This is a genomic window from Streptomyces sp. TLI_185 (assembly GCF_003814765.1).
Lineage (GTDB): Bacteria > Actinomycetota > Actinomycetes > Streptomycetales > Streptomycetaceae > Streptomyces.
This window is the reverse complement of record NZ_RKRB01000001.1, coordinates 3,565,911-3,589,715: the sequence shown is the minus strand read 5'-3', so window position 1 is coordinate 3,589,715 and position 23,805 is coordinate 3,565,911. Positions and strand designations below refer to the sequence as shown.

The 23,805-nt window shown below is 69.7% G+C and carries 24 protein-coding genes; 16 read left to right on the top strand and 8 right to left on the bottom strand.

What is annotated here, in order from left to right; genetic code table 11:
- The first annotated feature begins 227 nt into the window (after positions 1-227).
- Positions 228-1,355 (top strand): abortive phage infection protein, encoded by a 1,128-nt coding sequence (locus tag EDD92_RS16375; protein WP_123965009.1) that lies wholly within the window; start codon positions 228-230, stop codon positions 1,353-1,355.
- A gap of 334 nt (positions 1,356-1,689) precedes the next feature.
- Here EDD92_RS16375 and EDD92_RS16370 read toward each other — a convergent pair whose 3' ends face one another.
- The 3 genes from EDD92_RS16370 to EDD92_RS16360 form a co-directional block, all read right to left on the bottom strand.
- Entirely contained in the window at positions 1,690-3,165 is a 1,476-nt protein-coding gene (locus EDD92_RS16370) for an alpha/beta hydrolase (protein ID WP_123965008.1), read from the bottom strand.
- A 92-nt stretch (positions 3,166-3,257) separates the two neighbouring features.
- Entirely contained in the window at positions 3,258-4,088 is an 831-nt protein-coding gene (locus EDD92_RS16365; RefSeq protein ID WP_123965007.1) for an ABC transporter permease, read from the bottom strand.
- Positions 4,085-4,999, bottom strand: a complete 915-nt coding sequence (locus EDD92_RS16360) for an ABC transporter ATP-binding protein (protein ID WP_123965006.1) — start codon at positions 4,997-4,999, stop codon at positions 4,085-4,087. The genes EDD92_RS16365 and EDD92_RS16360 overlap by 4 nt, the downstream gene beginning before the upstream one ends.
- A gap of 134 nt (positions 5,000-5,133) precedes the next feature.
- Between EDD92_RS16360 and EDD92_RS16355 the strand changes: the two genes are divergently transcribed.
- Complete coding sequence (locus tag EDD92_RS16355) at positions 5,134-6,333, top strand: sensor histidine kinase (protein WP_185124035.1); 1,200 nt, start codon at positions 5,134-5,136, stop codon at positions 6,331-6,333.
- On the top strand, positions 6,330-6,992 hold the full coding sequence (locus tag EDD92_RS16350) for a response regulator transcription factor (RefSeq protein ID WP_123965004.1): 663 nt from the start codon (positions 6,330-6,332) through the stop codon (positions 6,990-6,992). The genes EDD92_RS16355 and EDD92_RS16350 overlap by 4 nt, the downstream gene beginning before the upstream one ends.
- A gap of 34 nt (positions 6,993-7,026) precedes the next feature.
- On the opposite strand, the gene EDD92_RS16345 is transcribed toward EDD92_RS16350, so the two are convergent.
- A complete protein-coding gene (locus tag EDD92_RS16345; RefSeq protein WP_123965003.1) occupies positions 7,027-7,536 on the bottom strand; it encodes a GNAT family N-acetyltransferase in 510 nt (169 codons plus the stop codon).
- Positions 7,537-7,812: 276 nt separating this feature from the next.
- Here EDD92_RS16345 and EDD92_RS16340 point away from each other — a divergent pair, with 276 nt between their 5' ends.
- The 11 genes from EDD92_RS16340 to EDD92_RS16290 all read left to right on the top strand — a co-directional run bounded on the left by EDD92_RS16340 (position 7,813) and on the right by EDD92_RS16290 (position 18,039).
- Positions 7,813-8,607, top strand: a complete 795-nt coding sequence (locus tag EDD92_RS16340; protein ID WP_123965002.1) for an SCO2525 family SAM-dependent methyltransferase — start codon at positions 7,813-7,815, stop codon at positions 8,605-8,607.
- 101 nt (positions 8,608-8,708) lie between these two features.
- Entirely contained in the window at positions 8,709-10,562 is a 1,854-nt protein-coding gene (locus tag EDD92_RS16335) for an SCO2524 family protein (protein WP_123965001.1), read from the top strand.
- A 4-nt stretch (positions 10,563-10,566) separates the two neighbouring features.
- Positions 10,567-11,484 carry an SCO2523 family variant P-loop protein gene (locus tag EDD92_RS16330; protein WP_123965000.1) on the top strand — a complete coding sequence of 306 codons (918 nt, stop codon included), beginning with the start codon at positions 10,567-10,569 and terminating at the stop codon, positions 11,482-11,484.
- The gene (locus tag EDD92_RS16325) at positions 11,481-12,467 is read left to right on the top strand and encodes an SCO2522 family protein (protein WP_123964999.1); all 987 of its coding nucleotides are present in this window, start codon (positions 11,481-11,483) and stop codon (positions 12,465-12,467) included. Before EDD92_RS16330 ends, EDD92_RS16325 begins: the two co-directional genes overlap by 4 nt.
- A gap of 1 nt (position 12,468) precedes the next feature.
- Positions 12,469-13,440, top strand: a complete 972-nt coding sequence (locus tag EDD92_RS16320; protein ID WP_123964998.1) for an SCO2521 family protein — start codon at positions 12,469-12,471, stop codon at positions 13,438-13,440.
- 79 nt (positions 13,441-13,519) lie between these two features.
- Entirely contained in the window at positions 13,520-14,512 is a 993-nt protein-coding gene (locus tag EDD92_RS16315; protein WP_260326550.1) for a DUF6879 family protein, read from the top strand.
- Between the two features lie 384 nt (positions 14,513-14,896).
- Positions 14,897-15,112 carry a hypothetical protein gene (locus EDD92_RS16310; protein ID WP_123964996.1) on the top strand — a complete coding sequence of 72 codons (216 nt, stop codon included), beginning with the start codon at positions 14,897-14,899 and terminating at the stop codon, positions 15,110-15,112.
- 15 nt (positions 15,113-15,127) lie between these two features.
- The gene (locus tag EDD92_RS16305; RefSeq protein WP_123964995.1) at positions 15,128-15,751 is read left to right on the top strand and encodes a DUF1266 domain-containing protein; all 624 of its coding nucleotides are present in this window, start codon (positions 15,128-15,130) and stop codon (positions 15,749-15,751) included.
- A 77-nt stretch (positions 15,752-15,828) separates the two neighbouring features.
- Positions 15,829-16,575: a DNA repair protein RecO gene (gene recO / locus EDD92_RS16300; RefSeq protein WP_030933986.1), complete on the top strand. Its 747-nt coding sequence runs from the start codon at positions 15,829-15,831 to the stop codon at positions 16,573-16,575.
- 23 nt (positions 16,576-16,598) lie between these two features.
- The gene (locus EDD92_RS16295) at positions 16,599-17,450 is read left to right on the top strand and encodes an isoprenyl transferase (RefSeq protein WP_123964994.1); all 852 of its coding nucleotides are present in this window, start codon (positions 16,599-16,601) and stop codon (positions 17,448-17,450) included.
- Between the two features lie 55 nt (positions 17,451-17,505).
- Positions 17,506-18,039 carry a YcxB family protein gene (locus EDD92_RS16290; protein ID WP_123964993.1) on the top strand — a complete coding sequence of 178 codons (534 nt, stop codon included), beginning with the start codon at positions 17,506-17,508 and terminating at the stop codon, positions 18,037-18,039.
- Positions 18,040-18,043: 4 nt separating this feature from the next.
- Here EDD92_RS16290 and EDD92_RS16285 read toward each other — a convergent pair whose 3' ends face one another.
- The 4 genes from EDD92_RS16285 to EDD92_RS16270 all read right to left on the bottom strand — a co-directional run bounded on the left by EDD92_RS16285 (position 18,044) and on the right by EDD92_RS16270 (position 21,324).
- The gene (locus EDD92_RS16285) at positions 18,044-18,463 is read right to left on the bottom strand and encodes a Fur family transcriptional regulator (protein WP_123964992.1); all 420 of its coding nucleotides are present in this window, start codon (positions 18,461-18,463) and stop codon (positions 18,044-18,046) included.
- 185 nt (positions 18,464-18,648) lie between these two features.
- Entirely contained in the window at positions 18,649-19,551 is a 903-nt protein-coding gene (locus EDD92_RS16280) for a metal ABC transporter permease (RefSeq protein WP_123964991.1), read from the bottom strand.
- A 10-nt stretch (positions 19,552-19,561) separates the two neighbouring features.
- A complete protein-coding gene (locus EDD92_RS16275) occupies positions 19,562-20,368 on the bottom strand; it encodes a metal ABC transporter ATP-binding protein (protein WP_260326548.1) in 807 nt (268 codons plus the stop codon).
- Positions 20,365-21,324 (bottom strand): metal ABC transporter substrate-binding protein, encoded by a 960-nt coding sequence (locus tag EDD92_RS16270; RefSeq protein WP_123964990.1) that lies wholly within the window; start codon positions 21,322-21,324, stop codon positions 20,365-20,367. The genes EDD92_RS16275 and EDD92_RS16270 overlap by 4 nt, the downstream gene beginning before the upstream one ends.
- A gap of 172 nt (positions 21,325-21,496) precedes the next feature.
- Between EDD92_RS16270 and EDD92_RS16265 the strand changes: the two genes are divergently transcribed.
- Positions 21,497-22,879, top strand: a complete 1,383-nt coding sequence (locus tag EDD92_RS16265; RefSeq protein WP_123964989.1) for a glycine--tRNA ligase — start codon at positions 21,497-21,499, stop codon at positions 22,877-22,879.
- A 198-nt stretch (positions 22,880-23,077) separates the two neighbouring features.
- Positions 23,078-23,689: a LysE family translocator gene (locus tag EDD92_RS16260; RefSeq protein ID WP_123964988.1), complete on the top strand. Its 612-nt coding sequence runs from the start codon at positions 23,078-23,080 to the stop codon at positions 23,687-23,689.
- Positions 23,690-23,805: the final 116 nt, after the last annotated feature.

The window sequence follows — 23,805 nt, the reverse complement described above, 5'->3', positions numbered from 1 at the left end:
GCAGGCGGTCGACGGCGGCGGCGTGGGCGGGTGCGCCGGTGAGGAGCGCGGCGGCGGTGGCGGTGCCTGCGGTGAGCAGGGTACGTCGGCCTAAGATCTTGGTCTCCTTCGCTCGGTACGGGGTGTCGATCTCTTCAGTGACCGACGCCGTACGTCATCCCTTGGTTGCCCGGCCGTAGACCATCGGCGGACGGCCGGGCGGGCCCGGTTTCGCCACAGTGAGGGGCATGGAGAAGACGAAGGGGATCAATCGGGCACAGTTCCTGGCGGGGGCGGCGGCCCTCGGTCTGTCGGCGGCAGTGCTGCCGTCCCGCCCGGCCGCAGCGAGCGGCCGTGGCCTGCGGCACCGCGGCGTCGTCTACACCGTCGGCGAGGGCGAGACCCCGGGGACCGCGTGGAGCGCAGCCCGAATGCGCCGGGACATCCGCGCCATCCGCGACCGGCTGCACGCCGACACCGTCGACGTCACCGGCGACGGCGTCGAACGCCTCACCGCCACCGCCGCCGAGGCCGCCGAACGGGGGCTGCACGTATGGCTCCAGCCGACCCTCGCGGACGCCCCGCAGCGCGACACCCTGGAGCACCTGGCGGAGTGCGGACGGTTCGCGGAGCGGCTGCGGCGGCAGGGCGCGAGTGTCGACTTCAGCGTGGGCTGCGAGTTCTGGCTGCTCGTGCCCGGGATCGTGCCGGGGGAGACGGTTCTGGACCGCGTACGGAACATGCTGAACGGCAACTTCGATCCCGTGAAGATGCAGCGCCGCCTCGACCGCTTCACGGCGAAGGCGGCGGCGGTCGGCCGTTCCGTCTTCCACGGCAACCTCAGCTATGCCGCCGCCCAGGACGACGAGGTGGACTGGCGGCTCTTCGACATCGTGGGCATCGACTACTACTCGTACTTCCACCAACACACCGACTATGTCCGGGAGTTGAGGAAGTACCTGCGCTGGGGCAAACCCCTCGCCATCACCGAGTTCGGGACCTGCACCTACGTCGGCGCCCCGGAGGCGGGCGGCATGGGCTGGAACGTCGTCGACTACGACAAGGACCCGCAGGAGATCAAGGGCCACCTCGTCCGCAGCGAACACACCCAAGCCGCCTACCTGGCCGACCTGCTGGACGTCTTCGAGTCGATGGGCCTGTACGCGGCGATGGCCTTCGAGTTCGTCACCCCGGACGCCCCGCACCGCACCGACAACCCGCGCTACGACCTCGACATGGCGAGCTACAGCATCACGAAGACCATCAAGGACCGCCCCGACGACCCCCGCTCGGGCTGGCACTGGGAGCCGAAGGAGGCGTTTCGCCTGCTGGCGCGTCAGTACGGGAGGGCGGCCTGCGTGCGCCAGACACCGTAGACAGACCCGTCGCCCGGTCGTCGGCCCGATGAGAGGGCGCTGCCCAAGCCGCATCGACGTGGCGTACCGGGCGGTCTCGCAGTCGGATCTGCGTGACCTCTTCATCGACCTGCCCGCCCCGGACTGGGAGGACGGCCGCCCTGGCGAGTGCGGTGCTTCCGGCGGCCGGGGTCGGCGGACTCGTCCTGACCGTTCTTACCGGCTCCTGGTACTGGCCGGTGCTGTTGCCAGCGGCCCTCTACGGCGTCCGCCAGATGGAGAGGAAGGTCCGGGTCGGCGATCAGGAGGGGCGGGGCGGTCCGGGCGGCCGGAGCTGCGGTAGGGCGGGGTGTGGTCAGCGGCAGTAGAGGTCCTGCCGCGGTCGCTCGCCCGTCGCCAGGAAGCGTGAGACCGTCTCGTCGCCGCACCTGGTGCCGTTGGCGAGATACGCCTCGTGGCCGGTGGCGTCGTTGATGACCATGACGGCGCGGCGGCCGAGCGCCTTGCGGAGCTTGAGGGCGCCGCTCAGCGGGGTGGCGACGTCGCGCTTGTTCTGGACGAGCAGGATGTTGGAAGGGCCCCGATCGGTGATCCGTACCGGTGTCTCCTTCGGCTGCCACTGCCAGGCGGCGCACACCAGAGCGTTCCTCGGCATGCCCGCGGTCAGCGGGTACTTGGCGCGGCTGGCGTCGACGCCCTTCTGGTACGTGAGGGCATCGCGCGGCCATGCGGCGTCGTTGCAGATGGTGGCGGCGCTCACCGCGACGAGGTTCTGCATGGCCGCCTCCGGCGGGGCTGCCGGTGCGGGCGGGACGATGCCCTTCAGGGCGGCTGCGATCAGCTTGGCCAGAGCGAGGTACTGGTCGGGGTCGTCGAGGCTGTCCAGCATCGTCTGGCGCAGTACGTTGCCGTTCAGTTCCTCCGGGTTGGCGCCGGGCCAGGGGATCGGCTCGCGGTCCAGGCGGGCGGTCAGGCGGAGGAAGAGCGGGCGGATCTCGGCGGCCGTGTCGGCCAGGCGGTACGGGTTGCCGGGCGCCGACGCCCACTTGGCGAACTCGGGGAAGTTGTCCTCGACGCCCACCTCGTACGCGGCGACCCAGGCCCGCTCCGCCCGGACCGGGTCGGGGTTGTCGTTGCTGTCCAGCACGATGCGGTCGGTGCGCTGCGGGAACATCTCGCTGTAGGCGGCGCCGACATACGTGCCGTACGAGACGCCCCACGCGGACAGCCTGCGTTCGCCGAGCGCAGCGCGGATGCGGTCGATGTCGCGGGCGTTGTCCTTGGTGGTGATGTGGCGCATCAGCTCGCCGCCGCCCGCCGCGCAGGCGGCGGCCACCCGTCGGGCCGTGGTCATGTTCTCGGTGACGGAGCCGTCCGGGGCGGGCCAGGGGCGCAGCTTCGACAGGGCCAGATCGGCGTGGTCGAGCCCGCAACCGACCGCGGTGGAGGGCGCGTTGCCGCGCGGTGCGAATCCGATCAGGTCGTAGGCGTCCCGCACGTCCTGCGGCAGCTTCTGCCCCTTGCCGGAGGGGTCGTCCAGGCTGGTGCCGCCCGGGCCGCCGGCGATCAGCAGCAGGGCGCCCCGGCGGGCGGACGGTTTCTCGGCGGGGATGCGGGAGACGGCGATGTCGATCGTCCGGCCACCGGGGTGGGCGTAGTCCATCGGGACTTCGAGGGTCGCGCACTGCTGGCGGGGGTCGAGGCCGCTGCCCGCGCACCTGGTCCACTGGAGCGGCTCCTCGGCGGCGGACGCGGTGAGCGGCGTGACGACACCGAAGACGATGCCGGAGGCGGCGGCGATCAGGGCTGCGCTTTTCGTGATCTCCTTCATGAACACGAGACTCCCCGATGCCGCCCGCGCATCCCATCCGGTCAACTGCCTTGTCGGCAGGGGGGTTTACCCCCGCCCGGACGCAGGGTTCCTCATACGTCCCGACGGTCCACGACCACCACCGCCACGACGGCCGCGACCGCCGCCCACACCGCGAACACGACCCACCCGCCCGCGACGGTGGCCGGATACTTCGGGACCAGCACGTAGCGGGACTGCCCGTAACCCACGTCCACGATCCGCGCCCAGGCGTTGAACGGAAAGGCATGACGGACCGACGCCGTCCAGTGGTAGCGGTCCGTGACGAAGGACGGCAGGAGCAGCAGGACGAACGTCGTCAGGACCATCGTCGTGGCGCTGTGCCGGATCACCGCGCCCAGACCCATGCCGACCAGCGCACACACCGGGGCGAGCAGGGCCGACGCCACGACCACCCGCCAGGCGCCCGGGTGGCTGATCGGCACGCCCATGCCCCGCCCGTCGAGGATGGCCTGCGAGGAGGCGTAGGAGGCGGCCGCGAGGAGCGCGCCGAACAGCGTCATGACCGCCGTCAGCACGACCACCTTGGCCGCCATCAGGGCACGCCGGTCCGGCACGGCGGTGAACGTCGTACGGACCAGGCCCGTCGCGTACTCGCCGACGATCGTGATCGCGCCGATGCTCGCGCACACCAGCACGAGGATCATGGCGGACCCCTGGGTGAAGGCGTCCCGCAGCGCCCAGTACACGAAGTCGTCGCGGATCGGCCCGCCGTAGTGCGGGTAGTTGACGTAGTCGGCGCGGGCCGCGTTCGCGTTGAAGCCGACGACGGCCAGCGCCCCGCAGCCGAAGGCCCAGTAGGTGGAGCGCAGGGAACGGAGTTTGATCCACTCGGCGGCGAGCAGGTCGGTGAAGCGGGAGGCGGGCAGGGCGAGGGTGGTCATCGGGTCTCTCCAGCCGCGTACTCGACGCTGTCGGCGGTCAGTTCCATGAAGGCCGTCTCCAGGGAGGCCACTTGCGTTGTCAGCTCCCAGAGCAGGAAGCGGTGTTCGTGCGCCAACTCGCCGACCCGGACGGCGCTCACCCCGTCCACCTTCAGCGTCTCCTCGTCGTACGGCGCCACCACCGCACCCTCCGACTCCAGTACGGCGGCCAGGGCACCCGCCTGCGGCGAGCGCACGGTCACCGTCGGCGCCGTCCCGCGTGCGGCGAACGCGGTGAGGCTCTCGGCGGCGATGAGCTCCCCGCGGCCGATGACGATCAACTCGTCGGCGGTGTTCTCCATCTCCGACATGAGATGACTGGACACGAAGACCGTCCGCCCCTCGTGCGCCAGCCTCCGGAACAGCCCCCGCACCCACAACACCCCTTCCGGATCAAGCCCGTTGAGCGGCTCGTCGAACATCAGCACCGGTGGGTCCCCGAGCAGCGCCGCCGCGATGCCGAGCCGCTGCTTCATGCCCAGCGAGAAGGAGCCGACCCGGCGCCGGGCGGCGGCCTCCGTGAGCCCCACCTCGGCGAGCACCTCGTCCACCCGCGCCCGCGGGATGCGGTTGCTGCGGGCCAGTGCGTGCAGATGCGCCCGTGCACTGCGCCCGCCGTGCACGTCATGGGCGTCGAGGAGGGCGCCGACGTGCCGCAGCCCGCGCGGATGGCGGCGGAAGGAGTGGCCGCTGATCGCGGCGGTACCGGCGCTCGGCTCGACGAGCCCGAGCAGCATCCGCAGGGTCGTCGTCTTCCCCGCACCGTTCGGGCCGAGGAAGCCCGTGACATGGCCGGGGCGGACGGTGAAGGACAGGTCGCGTACGGCGGTCGTGGGGCCGTACCGCTTGGTGAGCTGCTCGACTGCGATCATGCGGACCACGGTGGCGCGGGCGCCGGGTGCGGGGCATCGGCCGGGCGCTGACACTCGTACGGGGCGGCTGTCGACCGTGGTTGTACGCCCACGGGCCGATGACCGCGCCTCGCACCCGCGCCTACGATCACGGCATGTCCGCCACCGCTCCTCCGCCGCCCCTGGTCAAACGCGTGTCGCCGGCCGCGTGGACGGCGGTCGTGTGGTGCGCGAGCGTGCTGTTCACCCTGCTCACGACCTTCCGGCTGCCCGGCGAGATGGCGCCGGCCCAGTGGCCGGCGGCCCAGTTGTACCGCTGGGACGGCCTCACGTTCCTCGTGCTGTCGACCGCCATGGCGTTCCAGGGCGGCAGGCTGCTGCACCGCAGACCGCTGCTCGCGACCGCCTTGACGATCCTGGCCGCGGTCTTCGAGACGACCACCCTCGGTGTCGCCGGGCTGCCGATGGCGCAGTACCTCACGACGATGGTGGCCCTGTACTTCGTCGCGGCCACCTACCCACGGCGTACCGCGCTCATCGCCCTGGCGATGGCGGTCGGCACCCTGATCGCGTACATAGCCGTACGAATGCTGCGCGACTGGATCGTCAGCACCTCCGCCGAACTGGCCGTCGCCCTCGTCACCGTGATCGTCTGGCTGCTCGGCAACTCGGCCCACCAGTCCCGCGTGCACGCCGAGCGGCTCAGTGCCGAACACGCGGCACAGGCGGTGACCGCCGAACGCCTGCGCATAGCCCGCGAGATGCACGACACCGTCGCCCACAGCATCGGCATCATCGCCCTCCAGGCGGGCGCGGCGTCCCGCGTGGCGACGACCCGCCCCGAGGCGGCCCTCGCGGCGATGCGGGCGGTCGAGAACGAGGGCCGCGAGACCCTGGCCGGCCTGCGCCGCATGCTGGTCGCGCTGCGGGCGGCGGACGAGGGACAGAGCCCGGAAGCCGCCCCCGCGGGCCTGGCGGACGTCGACCGGCTGGCCGCCACGACCACGGCAGCGGGCGTACGGGTGGAGGTGCGCCGCCTCGGCGAGGCACGCCAACTCCCGCCGGACATCGACCTGTCGGCGTTCCGTATCGTCCAGGAGTCGGTGACGAACGTCGTACGCCATGCGGGCACGCGCGCGTGCCGGGTCACCCTCGACTACCGCGACGACGAGGAACTCGCCGTGGAGATCACGGACGACGGCCTCGGGCGCGGCAGCTCGACCGACACCGGTTTCGGCCTGGCCGGGATGCGCGAGCGCGTGGCCCTGCTGCACGGCGAGTTCACGGCGGCCCCGCGCCCCGAGGGCGGCTTCCGCGTGACGGCCCGCCTGCCGCTCCCGGTGGCAGTCCGATGACCGCGGCCCCGACGATCAGGGTCCTCCTCGTCGACGACCAGGAACTCATCCGCACCGCACTGAGCATGGTCATGGCCGACATCGAGGACGTGGAGGTCGTCGGCGAGGCGGCGACGGGGAAGGACGCGGTACGGCTGGCCGGCGAACTCGCCCCCGACGTGGTGGTGATGGACATCCGCATGCCGGGGATGGATGGCATCGAGGCGACGCGCCGCATCACCGAGACGCAGAGCGACGTGCGGGTGGTCGTCCTGACCACCTTCGACGACGACGCGTACGTGTACGGGGCGCTGCGCGCCGGTGCGGCGGGCTTCCTGGTCAAGGACATGGCGCTGGACGACATCATCGGCGCGGTACGGGTGGTGGCGGCAGGCGACGCGCTCATCGCGCCGAGCGTGACCCGCCGCCTGATCCATGACTTCGCCTCCCGCCCCGAACCGGCCGTCGGGCGCCGGGAGTTGAAGGCCATCACGGACCGCGAACGCGAGGTCCTCACCTTGGTCGGCAGCGGCCTGTCCAACGCCGAAATAGCCGCCGAGCTGTGCATCAGCGTGGCCACGGCGAAGACGTACCTCACCCGCCTCCTCACCAAGCTGGACGCCCGGGACCGGGTCCAGCTGGTGATCATGGCTTACGAGGCGGGGTTGGTGTCCCCGTGATCCCCCTGTTCCCCCTGACCTCCTGGCCCCTGGCTCACAGGCCCAACGCCATGATCAACCGATCCTCCCCGGGCCCGAAATAGCCTTTGCGCACCTCACCCTCGAACGAGAAGCCCAGTGACCGGTACAGCGTGATCGCGGCCGCGTTCGTCGGTTCCACCGTCAGGCGGACCTGGTGGACGCCCTCGGTGCGCAACCGGCGTATCACCTCGAGCATCAGCCGGCGGCCCTGCCCGCGTCCCCGCAGTTCGGGGGTGACGGCGAGACTCTTGATCCAGTTCACGTAGCCGTCCGAGGTGGTGACGAAGAGGACGTAGCCGTGCAGGTTCCGGCCGTCGTCGAGGACGAGGATGCGGTCGCCGTGGATGTCGTAACTCTGGCGCAGCTCGAAGTAGTGGTACGGCTCCTCGGGGAAGGCCTCCCTGTCGACGCGGTGCAGTTCGGGCAGGTCGGCCTCGACGACGCCCCTCATGGTCAGGGGGCGGTCGATGCGGTCGGTGCGGTCGACCGTGGAAGGAAAACGTTTCTCTGGAAGAGCCGTCATACCGCCCCCTGCGGGTTGGGAGTCAAGGGCGCGTTGACACCCGTACGAGTGGTACGGGTGAGACGCCTGTTGTCTGCCTTTCTGGTGTGTTCGGCAGAGTTCCGACCATCTTGAGCGGGACAATCCGGCCGTTCAAGGCCCGATCAGGCCGCACGAATGCATTCGCCCCGGTGCGCCCCCAGTGCGCCCCGTCCCGCTGCCGGGGACATGACGTAATTCTCGGGACATTGACCTCAGGGGGATCCGGAGGGCCTCCGGTGTTGGTACCGTAGGTAAATGACCTTGAGATCGTCGGGGGATGCCCAGGTGAAGAATGCGGACGCGCCCTGGGACTCATTCGACCCGATCGCCTACGTTCGGCACAACTACCGCTTCTTACAGGCGGAGGACGAGGAGATCCTGCATATCATCCGGGGTCATTTCGGCGGTCATTTCCGGAAGCAGGGCGTCGGCCCGGTTTACGGCATCGACGTCGGTGCCGGTGCGAATCTCTATCCCGCGCTCTCCATGCTGCCCTGGTGCGACGAGATCACCCTCTTCGAGCACTCGCTCGCGAACGTGGAGTACCTCGAGCGTCAGGCGGGCGGCTACGACGAGAACTGGGACCCGTTCTGGAACGCCCTGTGCGAGCACGAGGCGTACGGCTCCCTCTACTTGGACCCCCGCGAGCGGTTCCGCAAGGTCGTCAAGGTCGAGCAGGGCAACATCTTCGGTCTCGAGCGCTTCGGTGGGCGGTGGTCCGTGGGGACCATGTTCTTCGTCGCCGAGTCGATGACCACCTCCCACCAGGAGTTCAACCTGGGGGTGAGGCGTTTCATGTGCGCCCTGACTCCCGGTGCCCCCTTCGCCGCCGCCTTCATGGAACATTCGAAGGGCTATCACGCCGGGGAAGAGTTCTTCCCGGCCTGTGACGTGGGAGAATCCCAGGTGCGCGCGAGTCTCGCACCATTCGCGGGCAGCTTCGAGGTGCAGCGGCTCAAGTCTGTGGCAGGTGTGCGCGACGGGTATTCGGGAATGATCCTGGCCTACGGTTGGCGACGGAATACGGACGCAGGCATTCCGGCCGTTTGACCAGTGGTTCTCCGAGCAGTGGCTCCACGTCGAAAAATCTTCACAACAGAAAAGGGTCATTCCTCAAATGACGGCAGTGCGGCCTGTGTGAGGGGCATGGGATGCAGATCAAGCCACGCCAGCATTTGCTGGACATCTGGCAGGCCATCGCCCGCCATTCCTTCGAGCGGGAGCAGTGGGACTGGGGCGAGTGGGGCGGACTGAGCAGCGTGGCCGACGCCGAGCGGCTGCTCTGCCTGCTGTACCCGGCCACGGAGATCCCCGCGTTCCGGCTGGACGACCCGGACACCACACAGGAGGACGTCCAGCAGGCCCTGAGGAAGGCCGGTGGGCGGCTCGACCTCCCGGCCAACCTCGTCAAGGCCGCGTCCGAGTTCATGCGCACCCACACCGGCGAGGACAAGAGACCCACCTTCGCCGGGGGCTACTACTTCGGCTCCGCGGACAAGACCCAGGGGGAGCCCACCGAGGAACAGCGCCAGCTCGGCGTGGTCGACTCCTTCTCCATGTCGATCACCCTCTGCCTGGCCACGCTCGGCTTCCTCAAGGTCTACGAGACCAGGACCAGACGCAGCGACATCCAGGAGACGATCGCCGAGCTGCGTTCGGCCACCAGCAACCGGCTCACCGCCGCCATGGTGAGCCTGCTGCGCTCCTTCACCGTCAACGCCTTCGACGCCGACTCCGCCCAGGGCCGCAACCTGGTCGAACTCCTCGGCCAGGGACGGCTGTCGCAGCGGCAGGTACTGAACATGTACCAGAGCCGCTTCCGCGCGCTGCGCGCCGCGATCGTGGAGAGCCTCACCCTCGGTATCGACGTCCAGGCGGGCCTCAAGGACGAGAACCAGTTCTTCGAGTGCGGCTGGTCGTGGAGCCTGGTGAAGGACGCCCCCGAGGTCGAGACCGACGAACCCGTCGGGCCGCAGCCCAAGGGCGCCGCCGACCCCGTGCCGTACCTCTACTTCACCGTGGTCGCCCTCGACGGCATCCAGGACCTGTTCTCCGAGCGCACCCTCACCCTGGGCCTGCTCAACACCGAACAGCAGAAGCTCGCCGAGGCGCTCCGGCTGCGCTGGGAGCTGACCCAGCAGTACTGGTCCGGCATCGCCCGCTTCGACCCCGAGCGCTGGCCCCTGGAGGACATCCCCTGGCGTACGACGGGACAGGAACTGGAGTCCGAGTACTTCTCCCTCTCCGTCGCCGCCATCCTCGTCCACGACCTGATGCGGCGCCGGGCCACCGACGACGACCTGGCCCGCACCGTCACCGTCATGGAACGCCTCGCCGAACGCGGCCGTATCACCAGCCGTATGACACGCGACGACCGCACGGTCTACGAGCTGCACAACGCGGGCGTCAAACTGCCCCTGCAGGGCAGCGAGCGGCTCGGCCCGCCGATGACGTGGTCCCTGCACGACTTCTCGGCGCAGCTGCTGAAGCGGACCATCCAGCTGCGCGCGCTCTCCCGCAACCTCGACTCGCACGACCGGCTGCTCAGACTCGCCGAGGACGTCTTCGACCACATGTGGCGCCGCCGGATCCGGGAGGGCGAGGGCACCGGCCTGTGGGACTACGTCCACGCCGCCTATCCCGAGGCGGAGATCGTCACGCGCAAGGTGCCGGTGTCGTGGAACATCACCGAGCGGGTCGCCGAGGTGATGGTCCAGGTCCACCAGATGTACCGGCAGCCCCCGGTCCGCAGCCCCGAACTCTCCGAACTGGCAGGCGCGTTGCTCAGCGAGTCCGCGCATCTCCTGGGCAACGAACAGATGGAACCCGCGCCCACCGACGACGGCCGGCACGGCATGCAACTGAGGAACATCGAGGTCAAGCTGCGCCGCGCCCGCAGTCTCCTGGACCAACAGCCGGGCACCGCCTACGCGTTGGCGCTCGACGTGCTGGGACAACTCGACTCGCTCACCCGGGCTCGCGAAGCCGCGGCCCAGGGACGGTGACCGCGTGCTGATCTTCGCCGCCTCCGACAAGGGAGGCACGGGCCGCTCGGTCACCAGCGCCAACCTCGCCTACCACCGTGCGCTGGCCGGGGACGACGTCTGCTACCTGGACTTCGACTTCGGCTCGCCCACCGCCTCGGCCGTCTTCGACGTGGCCGACGCCCGCGCGGCCGTCGAGGACCGCGGTCTGCACTCCTACCTGATAGGGGAGGTCGGCGAGCCGGAGCGCATCGACGTCTGGGCCAGGACCGAGCACCAGGTGCTGCGCGACCCGCCGCCCGGCTGCGGCCGGCTGGTGCTGATGCCCGGCGACGTCAGCGGCGGCGAGTTCGCCACCACCGGCGACCACGTGCGGCTCTGCGTCGACCTGCTGATGAAGCTGTACTACGAGTTCGACCTGGTCGTCGTGGACCTCAGCGCCGGCCGCTCCTACGCCGTCGACATGGTCCTGGAGGCCACCGCACAGCCCGAGATGCGGGAGATCACCGCCCGCTGGCTGGTCTTCCACCGCTGGACCCGCCAGCATGTGGCGGCCGCCGCCGGCCTGGTCTTCGGCGAGCGCGGCATCGTTGCCGGCGGAGTCGACCGCGGCCACGAGGAGGAGGCGCTGCGCGGCGCCATCCGCTTCGTCCGGGCCGCCGTACCCGACCCCGAGTCGCCGCTGTGGTCGCAGGTCTCGCCCACCCAGTCGGCGTGGATGCGCAAGACCGACAGCGACCTCAAGCAGCTCGCTTCGACGCACGGCATCGGCTACAGCCAGGTCCTCGGCTCCATTCCCCTCGAACCGGTCCTGCAGTGGCGGGAGCAGCTCATCACCGACGAGGACGTGCTCGACAGCCAGATCGCCAACATGGAGACCTGGCGGGCGCTGAACCAGCTGGCCGCCCGGCTCACCGACGACAAGTACTGGGAGCAGGCGTGAGAGAGGCCGTCTTCCGGGAGACCACGGCGGAGCTCCGCACCCAGTCCGTGCCGCTGTCCCACCTCTCCCTGGAGCTGGGCCACCTCTACATGGAGGACTTCGAGGCGGGCCCCGAGCGACTGCGCGAGCACTTCGCCGAGGTGCGGCTGTGGGTGGACGCCGCCCGCGCCTCCGCCGCCCGTCGCACCGGCGGCAAACGACCCCGCATCAGCACCTGTTTCCTCATCGACGACTACTTCACGCGCTTCTCCACACCCGCCGAACTCGTCCCGCTGGTGCTGAAGGAGGCCGAGAAGGCCGGCCTGGTCATCGACTACCTGGCCCGCGAGTCGGGCTGCGCGGTCGCGGACCGGATCGAACTCGCCGAGTCCGTCATGCAGCGCCTGGTCGAGTCGCCGCCGCCGGGCAGCTACGGCTCCCGCCCGTCCGTCAGCCAGACCGGCTGGCTCGCCAACGGACAGCGCACCCCCACCACCAAGCGCGCCGCCCTGGGCGAGGTCAGGGGCTGGCAGCCGCCCCAGGAGACCGCGGCCCGCAACCACTCCGTCTTCATGGACGTCGAGCTGTGGTCCGAGAAGGACGGACGGCGGCTGTGGTCCTGCCCGTTCCTGGCCGCCGTATGGCAGCTGGCCAGGCTCGGGCTGTTACGACACCTCGGTGAGCCGGTGCTCGTCCCGCGCCCCTGGAACGGCGAGGACTTCCCGCAGGACTGGGACCGGCTGCCGCCCCTGCTCCAGCTCAACCCGCAGGCCGCGGCCTTCAGCGCCTACCGCACCTGCACCCTGATGCCGAACCGTTTCCTGGCCGTCGAGGACGCCGTGCGGCTCATCCTCGACCAGACGGAAGTCGACTCCGGGGCGCTCAGGCAGGTCGCCGAGCGCTCGGCCCGGGAGGGGCTCGCGGTCCCGGCCGCGGTCGCCCAGCGCGCGACGTACGTCTTCTACGAGGAGCCCGTCAACGCCCTTGCCACCGAGGGGCCCTGACATGACGACGGCCCTCGGACAGCCCGCGCGCCCGGTCCTCGCCTGTGGCGAGGTGCGTACCTGTCTGCTGCCGTCCTTCCAGGCGCTGGACGGCCGGGCCGCCGCCCAGTTGCTCAGACTGCGCGCCGACGAACACGTCCGGGTCTCCGAGCGGCCCAACCTGTACGCCCTGTCCCCGGAGGTGCTGACCGGGGTGGACTGCCGGCTGCCCACCTCCAACGGCGCCAAGGTCCGGGCCGTCGGCACGGTGGCCACCCGCGTGGCGCTCACCGAGGGCCGTCTGCTGCAGTCCACCGCGTACTTCAGCGCACCGGCCGCGGGCCCCGACACACGCCGCCCCTGGGGGCACTACCTGGTACGGCCCGGTGTGGTCGAGCCGTTCGGGAAGCTGCCCGAACAGGCCACCGCGGAGGGCGTGCTGCGCGGCGCAGGGCGCGGTGAACTCGACCTGGGGACGATCGCCGAGTCCCTGCTGACGCGGCTGCTGCGCCACCCGCTCCTCGATCGCAAGGTCCCCTTCAAGTCCCGTCGCACGCACCTGCGTTGGGCCGCCCGCCGGATCCCGGAGGGCGAGCGGGCGGAACTGACGCGGTTCACACTCGCCGAGGACGGGCTGCGGACCGTGGAGCTGCGGCTGCCGGAGAACACACCGGTCTCCGCGGCCGCGGGTCTGTGCGAGGACCTCGCGCTGCACGACTGGCTTTTGACGACGGTGGTGCACATGCTGGACAGCAGTCGGCTCGCCGCGGCGGACGGGCGCGCCGCGGTCCAGGCACTGCGCCCGGCCGTCGACCATCTGCTGCATCTGTGGATGCCGCACGCGCAGGTGGACCGCTCGCTGGTCCACCTGTGGGAAGTGCTGGAGCGGGAACCGGGGTTCACACGCCAGTGGCAGAACCTGGTCCAGCGCATCCGGGACCAACTGGCCGTCCAGGCCATACCGTTGCTGCACCAGGCACTGAGTACGAGCTGAGGGGCGGCACCAACCACATACCCGACGGGGGAGAGACATGAGCGGAGCGTCGTTAGGGTCCGGGGACAACGGAGCGAGGGTGCAGCGGCAGGGCATACCCAAGCTGTTCTGGAAGATCCTGATCACGGCGTCGGCGGCGGGCGGCGCCTTCCTGCTGACCATCCTGCTGAACGGCGACAACAACGACATCTGGCAGTGGGTGGCGTCCATCGTCCTCGGCAGCGCCACGCTGATCGTCCAGTACCTCGTGGACTTCGGGGAGCGCCTCGAGGTGGTCGAGGAGAGCCAGCGCCGGCACATCGACGACATGAAGCAGAGCCTGGCCAACCACCATGCGGAGATGCGCACCGCGGTCGACCAGAGCTTCGCCAAGATCAACGAGGCTACGGAGCTGTTCAGCAAGGTGGACGGTTCCGTCCTGCGCTCCGAGGAAGTGACCCGGCTGGTCAAGGCGTACACCCAGGTCGGTGACGAGGCGCCGGGGATCGTGAAGAGCTTCGCCGAGGAGGAACTGAAGCGGCTCGCCGAGCTGATGGAGGACCTCATCAGCGGCAGAGCGGACTCCTCGTTCGAGAACCACGAGTGGCTGATCGACCTCGCCCTGTGCGTCAAGAAGACCCTGTACGCCACGAGCACGACCGTCGACCGGGACTTCTGGGCCAGTGAGCCCGCGAAGCGGTATCTCAGCGCGCAGGAGAAGGCCATCAAGACCCGGGGTGTCGAGGTCCGGCGCCTCTTCCTCGTGGACGAGCCGGAGGAGGTCACCGAAGCCCTGGAGCAACTCTGCGCGCGGCAGCGCAGGTACGGCATCGACGCGCGTATAGGCGTGCAGTCGCAGCTGGATCCGGGCGGCACGGTGATGGACTTCATCATCTTCGACGGGGAGCTGTCCTACGAGACGCGGCCGGACAATCACGTCAGGCCGGACATGACGATGCTGAGGATGAAGCACGAGCACGTCGAGGACCGCGTCAACCTGTTCAACGAGCTGTGGGCGGCGACGGAGCCGGACCATGAGCCCGAGCCGGAACTGGGGAGCGTCCGCCGCCGGCTGCGCCGGGTGGCCGAGTGACCCCGCCCTCGCCGCTGCTGTGACTGCTTTCTTCGTATAGGCGGCCGGTGGCGCCTCTTCGAACTCCGTGAACCGCTCGAAAATACCGTCGGTTTGCAGGGCCTGGTTAATGCGCATCGCGATTTCGGGCTGAGGCTTTTCGAAAGGCCTGCTCGAACTCACGGATTGCGGGCCGTGACGCGTGCGAAAGCGTTGGCCATGGCTCAACCGCCTCTCCCTGGCCAGCACTTGTGGAGCACAGACTCCTGCCGAGTGTAGGCGCAGCGGCCCACGCCGGAGACGAAAAGCGTGAAACTCAAAAGGAAAGGGGAGCACGCTGTAGGCGCAACGGACACGGTGCCCGCAATTATGAGTCGTGTTCGTTACGGTCGTTAAGGAGAGGAAATGAAACCGCCCGTCGGCGCTCATGTCGTGGACACGCGTACTGGAAAGGTGGGAATCGTCATGGGGCACGAAGGGCCGTACGTGCAACTGAGACCGTACGGGGGCGGCAGGGAGTGGGACGCCGATCCCGCCGCCGTGCGCGGGGCCACCCAGGCGGAGCGGCTGAGCGCGGCGACCGCGTACGCCAACGCCCGCAGCCGGGGTGAAGTGCCTTGAGTAAGGTGCGGGCGCATGAGTCTGCCGAGCATATGGAGATGGCTGAAGCCGCGGGCTGCGCGGCGCTACCCCGACCCGCTCACGGCACACCAGCTCTGGATGGTGTCGCTGAGCGCGCCGGTCAGCCGGGACCGCAGCGCCTCGCGGACCACCCTGTACCCGTTCACGCGGATCGACGACGACAGCGCCCGCAGCCGGCTGGCCGAGCAGTGGGAGATCACCTCGCGCGCCGAGCTGACCGACCGGCTGGACGGGCTGTCACGCAGCGGCTACCGCGCGCGGGCCAGGCAGCTCCTCGGCGTCTCGCCGCTCGCCTGGGACGCCGCCCTCTACGCCGACATCGCCCGGCTCGGCTTCGGGTGCGGGATGGTCACCGAGGCCGAGGCCTGGACGGCGCTGAAGAACATCGTGCCGGCGGTCGTCGGGACGTACGCCTCCTGGCAGGAGTACGCCGATCACTACCTGCTGGGGCGGACCGTGTGGCGGGACGGGCTGCGCGGCACCCAGGAGGCGGCTTTCCCCGCCCCGCAGTCCGCCGCCGACGCGCATCTGCGCGCCCTCCTGGACCCGGCGAACCGGGCCAGCCCGTGGAACCTGGCCCCCTGGGACACCATCAGCCACCCCGACCGTCCCCGCTGAGCCCGGCCGTACGCGAGAATGGACCTCATGAGTCTGTTCCCTGACGAAGACCGGCCGGAGCCCTGCGGGGGTCGGCGATGAGTCTCTTCCGGGACGACGGCATCGTCCTGCGGACCCAGAAGCTCGGGGAAGCGGACCGGATCATCACCTTGCTCACCCGGGGGCACGGCCGGGTGCGGGCCGTGGCGCGCGGGGTCCGGCGTACCAAGTCCAAGTTCGGTGCCCGGCTCGAACCCTTCTCCCATGTCGACGTGCAGTTCTTCGCGCGCGGCAGTGAGCTGGTCGGGCGCCATCTGCCGCTGTGCACGCAGAGCGAGACCATCGCGCCGTACGGCGGCGGGATCGTCGCCGACTACGCCCGCTACACCGCGGGCACCGCCATGCTGGAGACCGCCGAGCGGTTCACCGACCACGAGGGCGAGCCGGCGGTGCAGCAGTACCTGCTGCTCGTGGGCGCCCTGCGCACCCTGGCCCGCGGCGAGCACGCCCCCCACCTCGTCCTCGACGCCTTCCTCCTGCGCTCCCTCGCCGTCAACGGCTACGCCCCCACCTTCAGCGACTGCGCGAAGTGCGGAATGCCCGGGCCGAACCGGTTCTTCTCGGTCGCCTCCGGCGGAGCCGTCTGCGTCGACTGCCGGGTGCCCGGCAGCGTCGTACCCTCGCCGCAGACCCTGGAACTGCTGGGCGCACTGCTTACGGGAGACTGGGAGACCGCGGATGCGTGCGAGCCGCGGTATGTCAGGGAGGGCAGCGGGCTGGTGTCCGCGTATCTGCACTGGCATCTGGAACGCGGGCTGCGTTCGCTGCGTTACGTAGAGAAGTAAGCCGTAGAGGAGACGAGAAGCACATGGTCGTACGCGGGATCCTGGGACGCCAGCGCCGCGAGTACAAGGCACCGGAGCCGCACCCGTCCGGCGCCCGCGCGCCGAAGCTGCCGGGCGAGCTGGTCCCGAACCATGTGGCGATCGTCATGGACGGGAACGGCCGGTGGGCGAAGGAGCGCGGGCTGCCGCGGACGGAAGGGCACAAGGTCGGTGCCGAGCGTGTGCTGGATGTTCTCCAGGGCGCCGTCGAGATGGGCGTCGGCAACATCTCCCTCTACGCCTTCTCCACCGAGAACTGGAAGCGCTCGCCCGAAGAGGTCCGCTTCCTGATGAACTTCAACCGGGACTTCATCCGCAAGACCCGCGACCAGCTCGACGAACTCGGCATCCGGGTGCGCTGGGTGGGCCGTATGCCCAAGCTGTGGAAGTCGGTCGCCAAGGAGCTCCAGGTCGCCCAGGAGCAGACCAAGGGCAACGACAGGCTGACGCTGTACTTCTGCATGAACTACGGCGGGCGGGCCGAGATCGCGGACGCCGCGCAGGCGCTCGCCGAGGATGTGAAGGCGGGGCGCCTCGACCCCTCCAAGGTCACCGAGAAGACCCTCGCCAAGTACCTCTACTACCCGGACATGCCGGACGTGGACCTGTTCCTGCGGCCGAGCGGCGAGCAGCGCACCTCCAACTACCTGCTCTGGCAGAGCGCATACGCCGAGATGGTCTTCCAGGACGTGCTGTGGCCGGACTTCGACCGGCGCGACCTGTGGCGGGCCTGCGTCGAGTTCGCCTCGCGCGACCGCCGCTTCGGCGGCGCCGTCCCGAACGAGGAACTGCTCGCCATGGAGCGGGACATGCGGGGCGGGCCGGCCACCTCGTAGCTTCGGCCGAAGCTGATCACCTGGCGGCCGAAAAGCGCCTGTACTATCCCGCCTCATGGTCATGGACATGGGGCGGGACGCCGAACAGGGCGTGGTCGAGCTGGTGTACCAGCCGGTCGCGGGGGATTTCTCGGGGGCGCTGCGGGAGCGCAGGCGGTTCAACCGGGCGGGGAAGATACAGAGGTGGGCGATCGGCTTCATCGCCGTAGCCCTCGTCATCGAGATCGCGGGTGCGCTCGCCGGGGGACACATCGACTGGTTTCCGCTGATCTGGCTGCCGCTGTGCGCAGGACTCCTGCTCCTCATGCCGCAGTTGCAGGCCCGTACGGTCCTCAAGATCGCCGCTCGCAACGGCACGTACCGCGCGACGGTGACGGACGCCGGGCTGACGATGACGACCGACAACAGCACGACCTCGGTCAACTGGGCCGCGCAGCCCCGCTATCGGGAGACCAAGGACGCCTTCTTCACCTTCAGCGACGACAAGAACGCCACCTGCTTCACGGTCCTGCCCAAGCGCGGCCTGCAGGACCCCGCCGACGCGGACCGGCTGCGGGAGATCCTCGACCGCAACCTGACCCGCGTCTGAGGGCTCAGTTCTTCTGCGTCGCCGCGCACTCCGCACACGTGCCGAAGATCTCCACCGTGTGCGCCACGTTCATGTATCCGTGCTCCGCCGCGATCGCCTCCGCCCACTTCTCCACGGCGGGGCCCTCGACCTCGACCGCCTTGCCGCAGACTCGGCAGACCAGGTGGTGGTGGTGTTCGCCGGTGGAGCAGCGGCGGTAGACGGACTCGCCGTCGGAGGTGCGCAGGACGTCCACCTCGCCGGCGTCGGCGAGGGACTGGAGGGTGCGGTAGACCGTGGTCAGGCCGACCGAGTCGCCCTTGTGCTTGAGCATGTCGTGGAGTTCCTGCGCGCTGCGGAACTCGTCGACCTCGTCGAGCGCCGCCGCCACAGCGGCACGCTGCCGGGTGGCGCGGCCCTTCACGGGCGGTCCAGCGGTCGTCACCGGTTCCTCCTCTTTTTGGCTCGTTCGCCTACGGGGCGCTTTGTGCCGGTGTCGAGGCCACGACCGCGCTCAGCCCTTCGGGCCTCCGCGCGCTCGTGGCCTCGACACCGGCACACCCCTGCGGCTCTCTCGAGCTCCTGCGTCTGCGCTTGCCGGGCCATTGTGCCAGCCCGGCCTGTGCGCAGTCAGACGCCGACCTTCCCCTCGGTGGCCCGCGCGGCCGGAATTGCGCACTCCGCCGGGTCGCCGGCGGGCTGTCCGGCCGCTGCGGCGCGGGCGCGGCGGCGGGCCAGCGGGGCCGCCAGCGCGGTCAGCGCCATGAAGGCCGCGATGGTCAGCAGCACGATCGTCGCGCCGGGCGGCACGTCCTGGTAGTACGACGTGATCGTGCCGCCGATGGTCACGGAGACCCCGATCGCCACCGCGATCGCGAACGTCGCCGCAAAGCTGCGGCTCAACTGCTGGGCCGCCGCCACGGGCACCACCATCAGGGCGCTCACCAGCAGCAGACCCACCACCCGCATCGCGACCGTCACCGTCACCGCCGCCGTGACGGCGGTGAGGAGGTTCAGGGCGCGCACCGGAAGGCCCGTCACCCGCGCGAACTCCTCGTCCTGGCTGACGGCGAAGAGCTGCCGGCGCAGACCGAGGGTGACCAGCACCACGAAGCCCGCGAGCAGGCAGATCGCCGTCACGTCCGACTCCGAGACGGTCGACAGGGAGCCGAAGAGGTACGAGGTCAGGTTGGCGTTCGAGCCGCCCGGCGCGAGGTTGATGAACATCACGCCGCCGGCCATACCGCCGTAGAAGAGCATCGCGAGGGCGATGTCGCCGCGGGTGCGGCCGTACCAGCGGATCAGCTCCATCAGGACCGCGCCGAGCACGGAGGTGAGGGTCGCCATCCAGACCGGGGACGCGGAGAGCAGGAAGCCGAGGCCGACGCCCGTCATCGCCACATGGCCGATGCCGTCGCCCATCAGGGCCTGGCGGCGCTGCACGAGGTAGATGCCGATCGCCGGGGCGGTGATGCCGACGAGGACGGCGGCGAGCAGGGCCCGCTGCATGAAGGCGAAGTCGAGAAAGTCCATCACAGATCCATCAGCTCAGCAGGCCGGTGCGCACGGGCGTGTGCTCGTGGGGGTGTACGTGGTCGTGGCCGGGCAGCGCGTGCTGGCCGACGGCCTGCGGAGGCGGGCCGTCGTGCAGGACGCAGCCGTCGCGGAGCACCACCGCGCGGTCGATCAGGGGCTCCAGCGGCCCGAGTTCGTGCAGGACGAGCAGCACCGTCGTACCGGCCGCGACCTGCTCCCGCAGCGTCTGCGCGAGCACCTCCTGGCTGGCCAGGTCCACACCCGCCATCGGCTCGTCCATGATCAGCAGTTCGGGTTCGGCGGCGAGCGCGCGGGCGATCAGCACGCGCTGGTGCTGGCCGCCGGAGAGGGCGTTCACCGAGTCCTTGGCCCTGTCCGCCATGCCGACCAGCTCCAGGGCCCGGCGTACGGCCGCGTGGTCCGCCTTGCGCAGCACCCCGAAGCGGGCCCGGGACAGCCGGCCCGACGACACGATCTCGGTGACGGTGGCGGGGACGCCACCCGCGGCGGTCGTGCGCTGCGGCACGTACCCCACCCGCGCCCAGTCCCGGAACCGCCTGCGCTCCGTGCCGAACAGCTCGACCTCGCCTGCGCTCACCGGCACCTGGCCGATGATCGTGCGGATCGCGGTCGACTTGCCGGAGCCGTTGGCGCCGAGCAGCGCGACGACCTCACCGCGTGCCACGGTGAGGTCGATCCCGCGCAGGACGGGACGCGAGCCCAGGTCGGCGCGGACCCCGCGCATCGCTATGACGGGCTCGATGCCGGGATCGCCCAGTGCGCCCACGCCCATGTCGTCCTCCGTAAACGTCATTTGGATCCCAGGGCCGTCTGCAGCGCCTTGAGGTTGGCCTCCTGGACCGAGAAGTAGTCCTTGCCGCGGGACTTCGACGTGATGCCCTCGATCGGGTCGAGGACGTCCGTCTTCAGTCCGGCGTCGGCGGCGATGGTCTTCGCGGTCTTGTCGCTGACGAGCGTCTCGTAGAACACGGTCGTGACTCCGTCGGCCTTCGCCATCTTCTCAAGCTCCTTCACGCGGGCCGCGCTCGGCTCGGACTCGGGGTCGAGGCCGTTGATCGCCTCCTCGGTCAGGCCGTAGCGCTCGGCGAGGTAGCCGAAGGCGGCGTGCGTGGTGACGAACACCTTGGACTTCGCGCCCGAAAGGCCGTCCTTGAACCGGGTGTTGAGCGCGTCGAGCTTCTTGACCAGGGCCGCGGTGTTCTTCTTGTAGTCGGCCGCGTGGTCCGGGTCCGCCTTCGCGAAGGCGGCGCCGACCCCCTTGGCGACCTGGGCGTACCGCACCGGGTCGAGCCAGATGTGGGGGTCGAGGCCGGCCAGCTCCTCGTTCTTGGAGCTGTCGTGGGAGGCCGCGTGGCCGCCGACCTCGTTGCCGTGCTTCTCCAGCGAGGTGAGGGAGGCGGCGTCGATCTTCGTCTTGACCTCGGACTGGGCCACCGCGTCGTCGACGGCGGGCTGGAGGTTCTTGAGGTAGAGCACCGCGTCGGACTCCTGGAGCTGCGCGGTCTGCCGGGCGCTGATCTCCAGGTCGTGCGGCTCCTGCCCGGGCTGGGTCAGGTCCGTGACGTGCACATGGTTTCCGCCGATCTGCTCCGCGAGGAAGGCCATGGGGTAGAACGACGCGACGACGTCGAACTTGTCCGTATTGCCCGTAGCGGCGTTCGCGCCCGAGCAGGCGGAGAGGGTGCCGAGGCCGAGTGCGGCGACGGCCGTCATGGCCACGCCGGATATGTGCTGTCGTCGTACGTTCATGACAGTCATTTTCAACAAACATGGAAACCGTTGTCAACAAAGCTGGGTAAAGGCTCGTGCAAGGCTCCTAAGCCGAACCGATTTGATTGAGGGGGAGCCCCCGCCGGTACCCTGAAGCATTCGCTCTGAAGCGTCTCGCTTCGTCGCCCGTCGTCGTAATGAAGAGAGCACCGTGGCCGCCGACAAGATCGACACCATCGTCAGCCTGAGCAAGCGCCGTGGCTTCGTATTCCCTTGCAGTGAGATCTACGGCGGCCAGCGCGCCGCCTGGGACTACGGGCCGCTGGGTGTCGAGTTCAAGGAGAACATCAAGCGCCAGTGGTGGCGCTACATGGTGACGTCGCGCGAGGACGTGGTCGGCATCGACTCGTCCGTGATCCTGGCCCCCGAGGTCTGGGTCGCCTCCGGCCACGTCGCCACCTTCACGGACCCGCTCACCGAGTGCACCTCCTGCCACAAGCGGTTCCGCGCGGACCACCTGGAGGAGGCCTACGAGGCCAAGCACAAGCGCCTCCCGGAGAACGGCCTGGCGGACGTGAACTGCCCGAACTGCGGCAACAAGGGCCAGTTCACCGAGCCCAAGCAGTTCTCGGGTCTGCTGTCCACGCACCTCGGCCCGACGCAGGACTCCGGCTCGATCGCGTACCTCCGCCCGGAGACCGCGCAGGGCATCTTCACCAACTTCGCCCAGGTGCAGACCACCTCGCGCCGCAAGCCGCCGTTCGGCATCGCGCAGATGGGCAAGTCCTTCCGCAACGAGATCACGCCCGGCAACTTCATCTTCCGCACCCGCGAGTTCGAGCAGATGGAGATGGAGTTCTTCGTCAAGCCGGGCGAGGACGAGAAGTGGCAGGAGTACTGGATGGAGCAGCGCTGGAACTGGTACACGGGCCTTGGTCTCCGTGAGGAGAACATGCGCTGGTACGAGCACCCGGCGGAGAAGCTCTCCCACTACTCCAAGCGCACCGCCGACATCGAGTACCGCTTCCAGTTCGGCGGCAACGAGTGGGGCGAGCTGGAGGGCGTCGCCAACCGCACCGACTACGACCTCTCCTCGCACGCCAAGGCCTCCGGCCAGGACCTCTCCTACTTCGACCAGGAGGCCGGCGAGCGCTGGACGCCGTACGTCATCGAGCCCGCGGCCGGTGTCGGCCGTGCGCTGCTCGCGTTCCTGCTGGACGCGTACGTCGAGGACGAGGCGCCCAACGCCAAGGGCAAGATGGAGAAGCGCACGGTGCTGCGCCTCGACCACCGCCTGGCACCGGTGAAGGTCGCGGTGCTCCCGCTGTCCCGCAACCCCGAGCTGTCCCCGAAGGCCAAGGGGCTCGCCCAGGCGCTGCGCCAGAACTGGAACATCGAGTTCGACGACGCGGGCGCGATCGGCCGCCGTTACCGGCGCCAGGACGAGATCGGTACGCCGTACTGCGTGACGGTCGACTTCGACACGCTGGACGACAATGCGGTGACGGTGCGTGAGCGTGACTCGATGAAGCAGGAACGCGTGTCGCTGGACCAGATCGAGGGTTACCTCGCCGGGCGGCTCGTCGGCGCCTAGGTCCGTCAGGGCGGGCGTCTCTGGGGCTGCCGCCCCCAGACCCCCGCTTTCGGCCCTGAAGGGGCCTCGTCCTCAAACTCCCCCACTGCCTTAAGGGCGTGGGGGGACCCCAACGGGCTGAAAAGACTCGTGGTGGCCCCCGATACAGACCCTGAATTGGTCCTGTATCGGGGGCCGTTCCGTTACCAGGCTGGCCCCATGAGTCTCGCCTTTCTCCTCACCACCCTTGTCGTCGTCGCCACGCCCGGCACCGGCGTCGTCTACACCCTCGCCGCCGGTCTGTCCCGCGGCCGTCGCGCGAGTGTCGTCGCGGCCTTCGCCTGCACGCTGGGGATCGTGCCGCATGTGCTGGCCACGGTCACCGGTCTCGCCGCGCTGCTCAACGCCAGTGCGGCCGCCTTCCAGATCCTCAAGTACGCGGGTGTCGCCTACCTGCTCTACATGGCCTGGGCGACCGTGCGGGACAAGGATGCGATCGCCGTCGACGAGGAGGCCGCCCCCGGCTCGGCGGGACGCGTGATCGTGCGGGGCGTGCTGATCAATATCCTCAACCCGAAGCTGACGATCTTCTTCTTCGCGTTCCTGCCGCAGTTCGTGGACCCGAATGAGCCGCGTGCGCTGCCGCGGATGCTCTGGCTGAGCGGCGTGTTCATGCTGACGACCTTCGTCGTCTTCGCCGCGTACGGGATCCTCGCCGCGTCGGTCCGCAGTCGCGTCACCTCGCGGCCGCGGGTGATGGCTTGGCTGCGGCGGGGGTTTGCGGGGTCGTTTGTGGCGCTGGGGGCCAAGCTTGCACTGACGGTGCGCTAGTCGCTCCGCGGGGGTGCCACGATGGGTTGCGGGCTCGTGGGGGCTGGTCGCGCCTGCTGCGCCGTCGTGGCCGGTCGCGCCCACGCGGTGGAGCCGCAGATCGATACAGCCCCGCG

Excerpts from the sequence above, each read along its gene's own strand:
- EDD92_RS16370 (WP_123965008.1), bottom strand. The coding sequence starts at position 3,165 with ATGAAGGAGATCACGAAAAGCGCAGCCCTGATCGCCGCCGCCTCCGGC.
- EDD92_RS16360 (WP_123965006.1), bottom strand. The coding sequence starts at position 4,999 with ATGATCGCAGTCGAGCAGCTCACCAAGCGGTACGGCCCCACGACCGCC.
- EDD92_RS16365 (WP_123965007.1), bottom strand. The coding sequence starts at position 4,088 with ATGACCACCCTCGCCCTGCCCGCCTCCCGCTTCACCGACCTGCTCGCC.
- recO (WP_030933986.1), top strand. The coding sequence starts at position 15,829 with ATGAGTCTCTTCCGGGACGACGGCATCGTCCTGCGGACCCAGAAGCTC.
- EDD92_RS16295 (WP_123964994.1), top strand. The coding sequence starts at position 16,599 with ATGGTCGTACGCGGGATCCTGGGACGCCAGCGCCGCGAGTACAAGGCA.
- EDD92_RS16350 (WP_123965004.1), top strand. The coding sequence starts at position 6,330 with ATGACCGCGGCCCCGACGATCAGGGTCCTCCTCGTCGACGACCAGGAA.
- EDD92_RS16320 (WP_123964998.1), top strand. The coding sequence starts at position 12,469 with ATGACGACGGCCCTCGGACAGCCCGCGCGCCCGGTCCTCGCCTGTGGC.
- EDD92_RS16305 (WP_123964995.1), top strand. The coding sequence starts at position 15,128 with ATGAGTCTGCCGAGCATATGGAGATGGCTGAAGCCGCGGGCTGCGCGG.
- EDD92_RS16260 (WP_123964988.1), top strand. The coding sequence starts at position 23,078 with ATGAGTCTCGCCTTTCTCCTCACCACCCTTGTCGTCGTCGCCACGCCC.
- EDD92_RS16280 (WP_123964991.1), bottom strand. The coding sequence starts at position 19,551 with ATGGACTTTCTCGACTTCGCCTTCATGCAGCGGGCCCTGCTCGCCGCC.
- EDD92_RS16275 (WP_260326548.1), bottom strand. The coding sequence starts at position 20,368 with ATGACGTTTACGGAGGACGACATGGGCGTGGGCGCACTGGGCGATCCC.
- EDD92_RS16345 (WP_123965003.1), bottom strand. The coding sequence starts at position 7,536 with ATGACGGCTCTTCCAGAGAAACGTTTTCCTTCCACGGTCGACCGCACC.
- EDD92_RS16290 (WP_123964993.1), top strand. The coding sequence starts at position 17,506 with ATGGTCATGGACATGGGGCGGGACGCCGAACAGGGCGTGGTCGAGCTG.
- EDD92_RS16335 (WP_123965001.1), top strand. The coding sequence starts at position 8,709 with ATGCAGATCAAGCCACGCCAGCATTTGCTGGACATCTGGCAGGCCATC.
- EDD92_RS16340 (WP_123965002.1), top strand. The coding sequence starts at position 7,813 with ATGACCTTGAGATCGTCGGGGGATGCCCAGGTGAAGAATGCGGACGCG.
- EDD92_RS16310 (WP_123964996.1), top strand. The coding sequence starts at position 14,897 with ATGAAACCGCCCGTCGGCGCTCATGTCGTGGACACGCGTACTGGAAAG.
- EDD92_RS16270 (WP_123964990.1), bottom strand. The coding sequence starts at position 21,324 with ATGAACGTACGACGACAGCACATATCCGGCGTGGCCATGACGGCCGTC.
- EDD92_RS16375 (WP_123965009.1), top strand. The coding sequence starts at position 228 with ATGGAGAAGACGAAGGGGATCAATCGGGCACAGTTCCTGGCGGGGGCG.
- EDD92_RS16355 (WP_185124035.1), top strand. The coding sequence starts at position 5,134 with ATGTCCGCCACCGCTCCTCCGCCGCCCCTGGTCAAACGCGTGTCGCCG.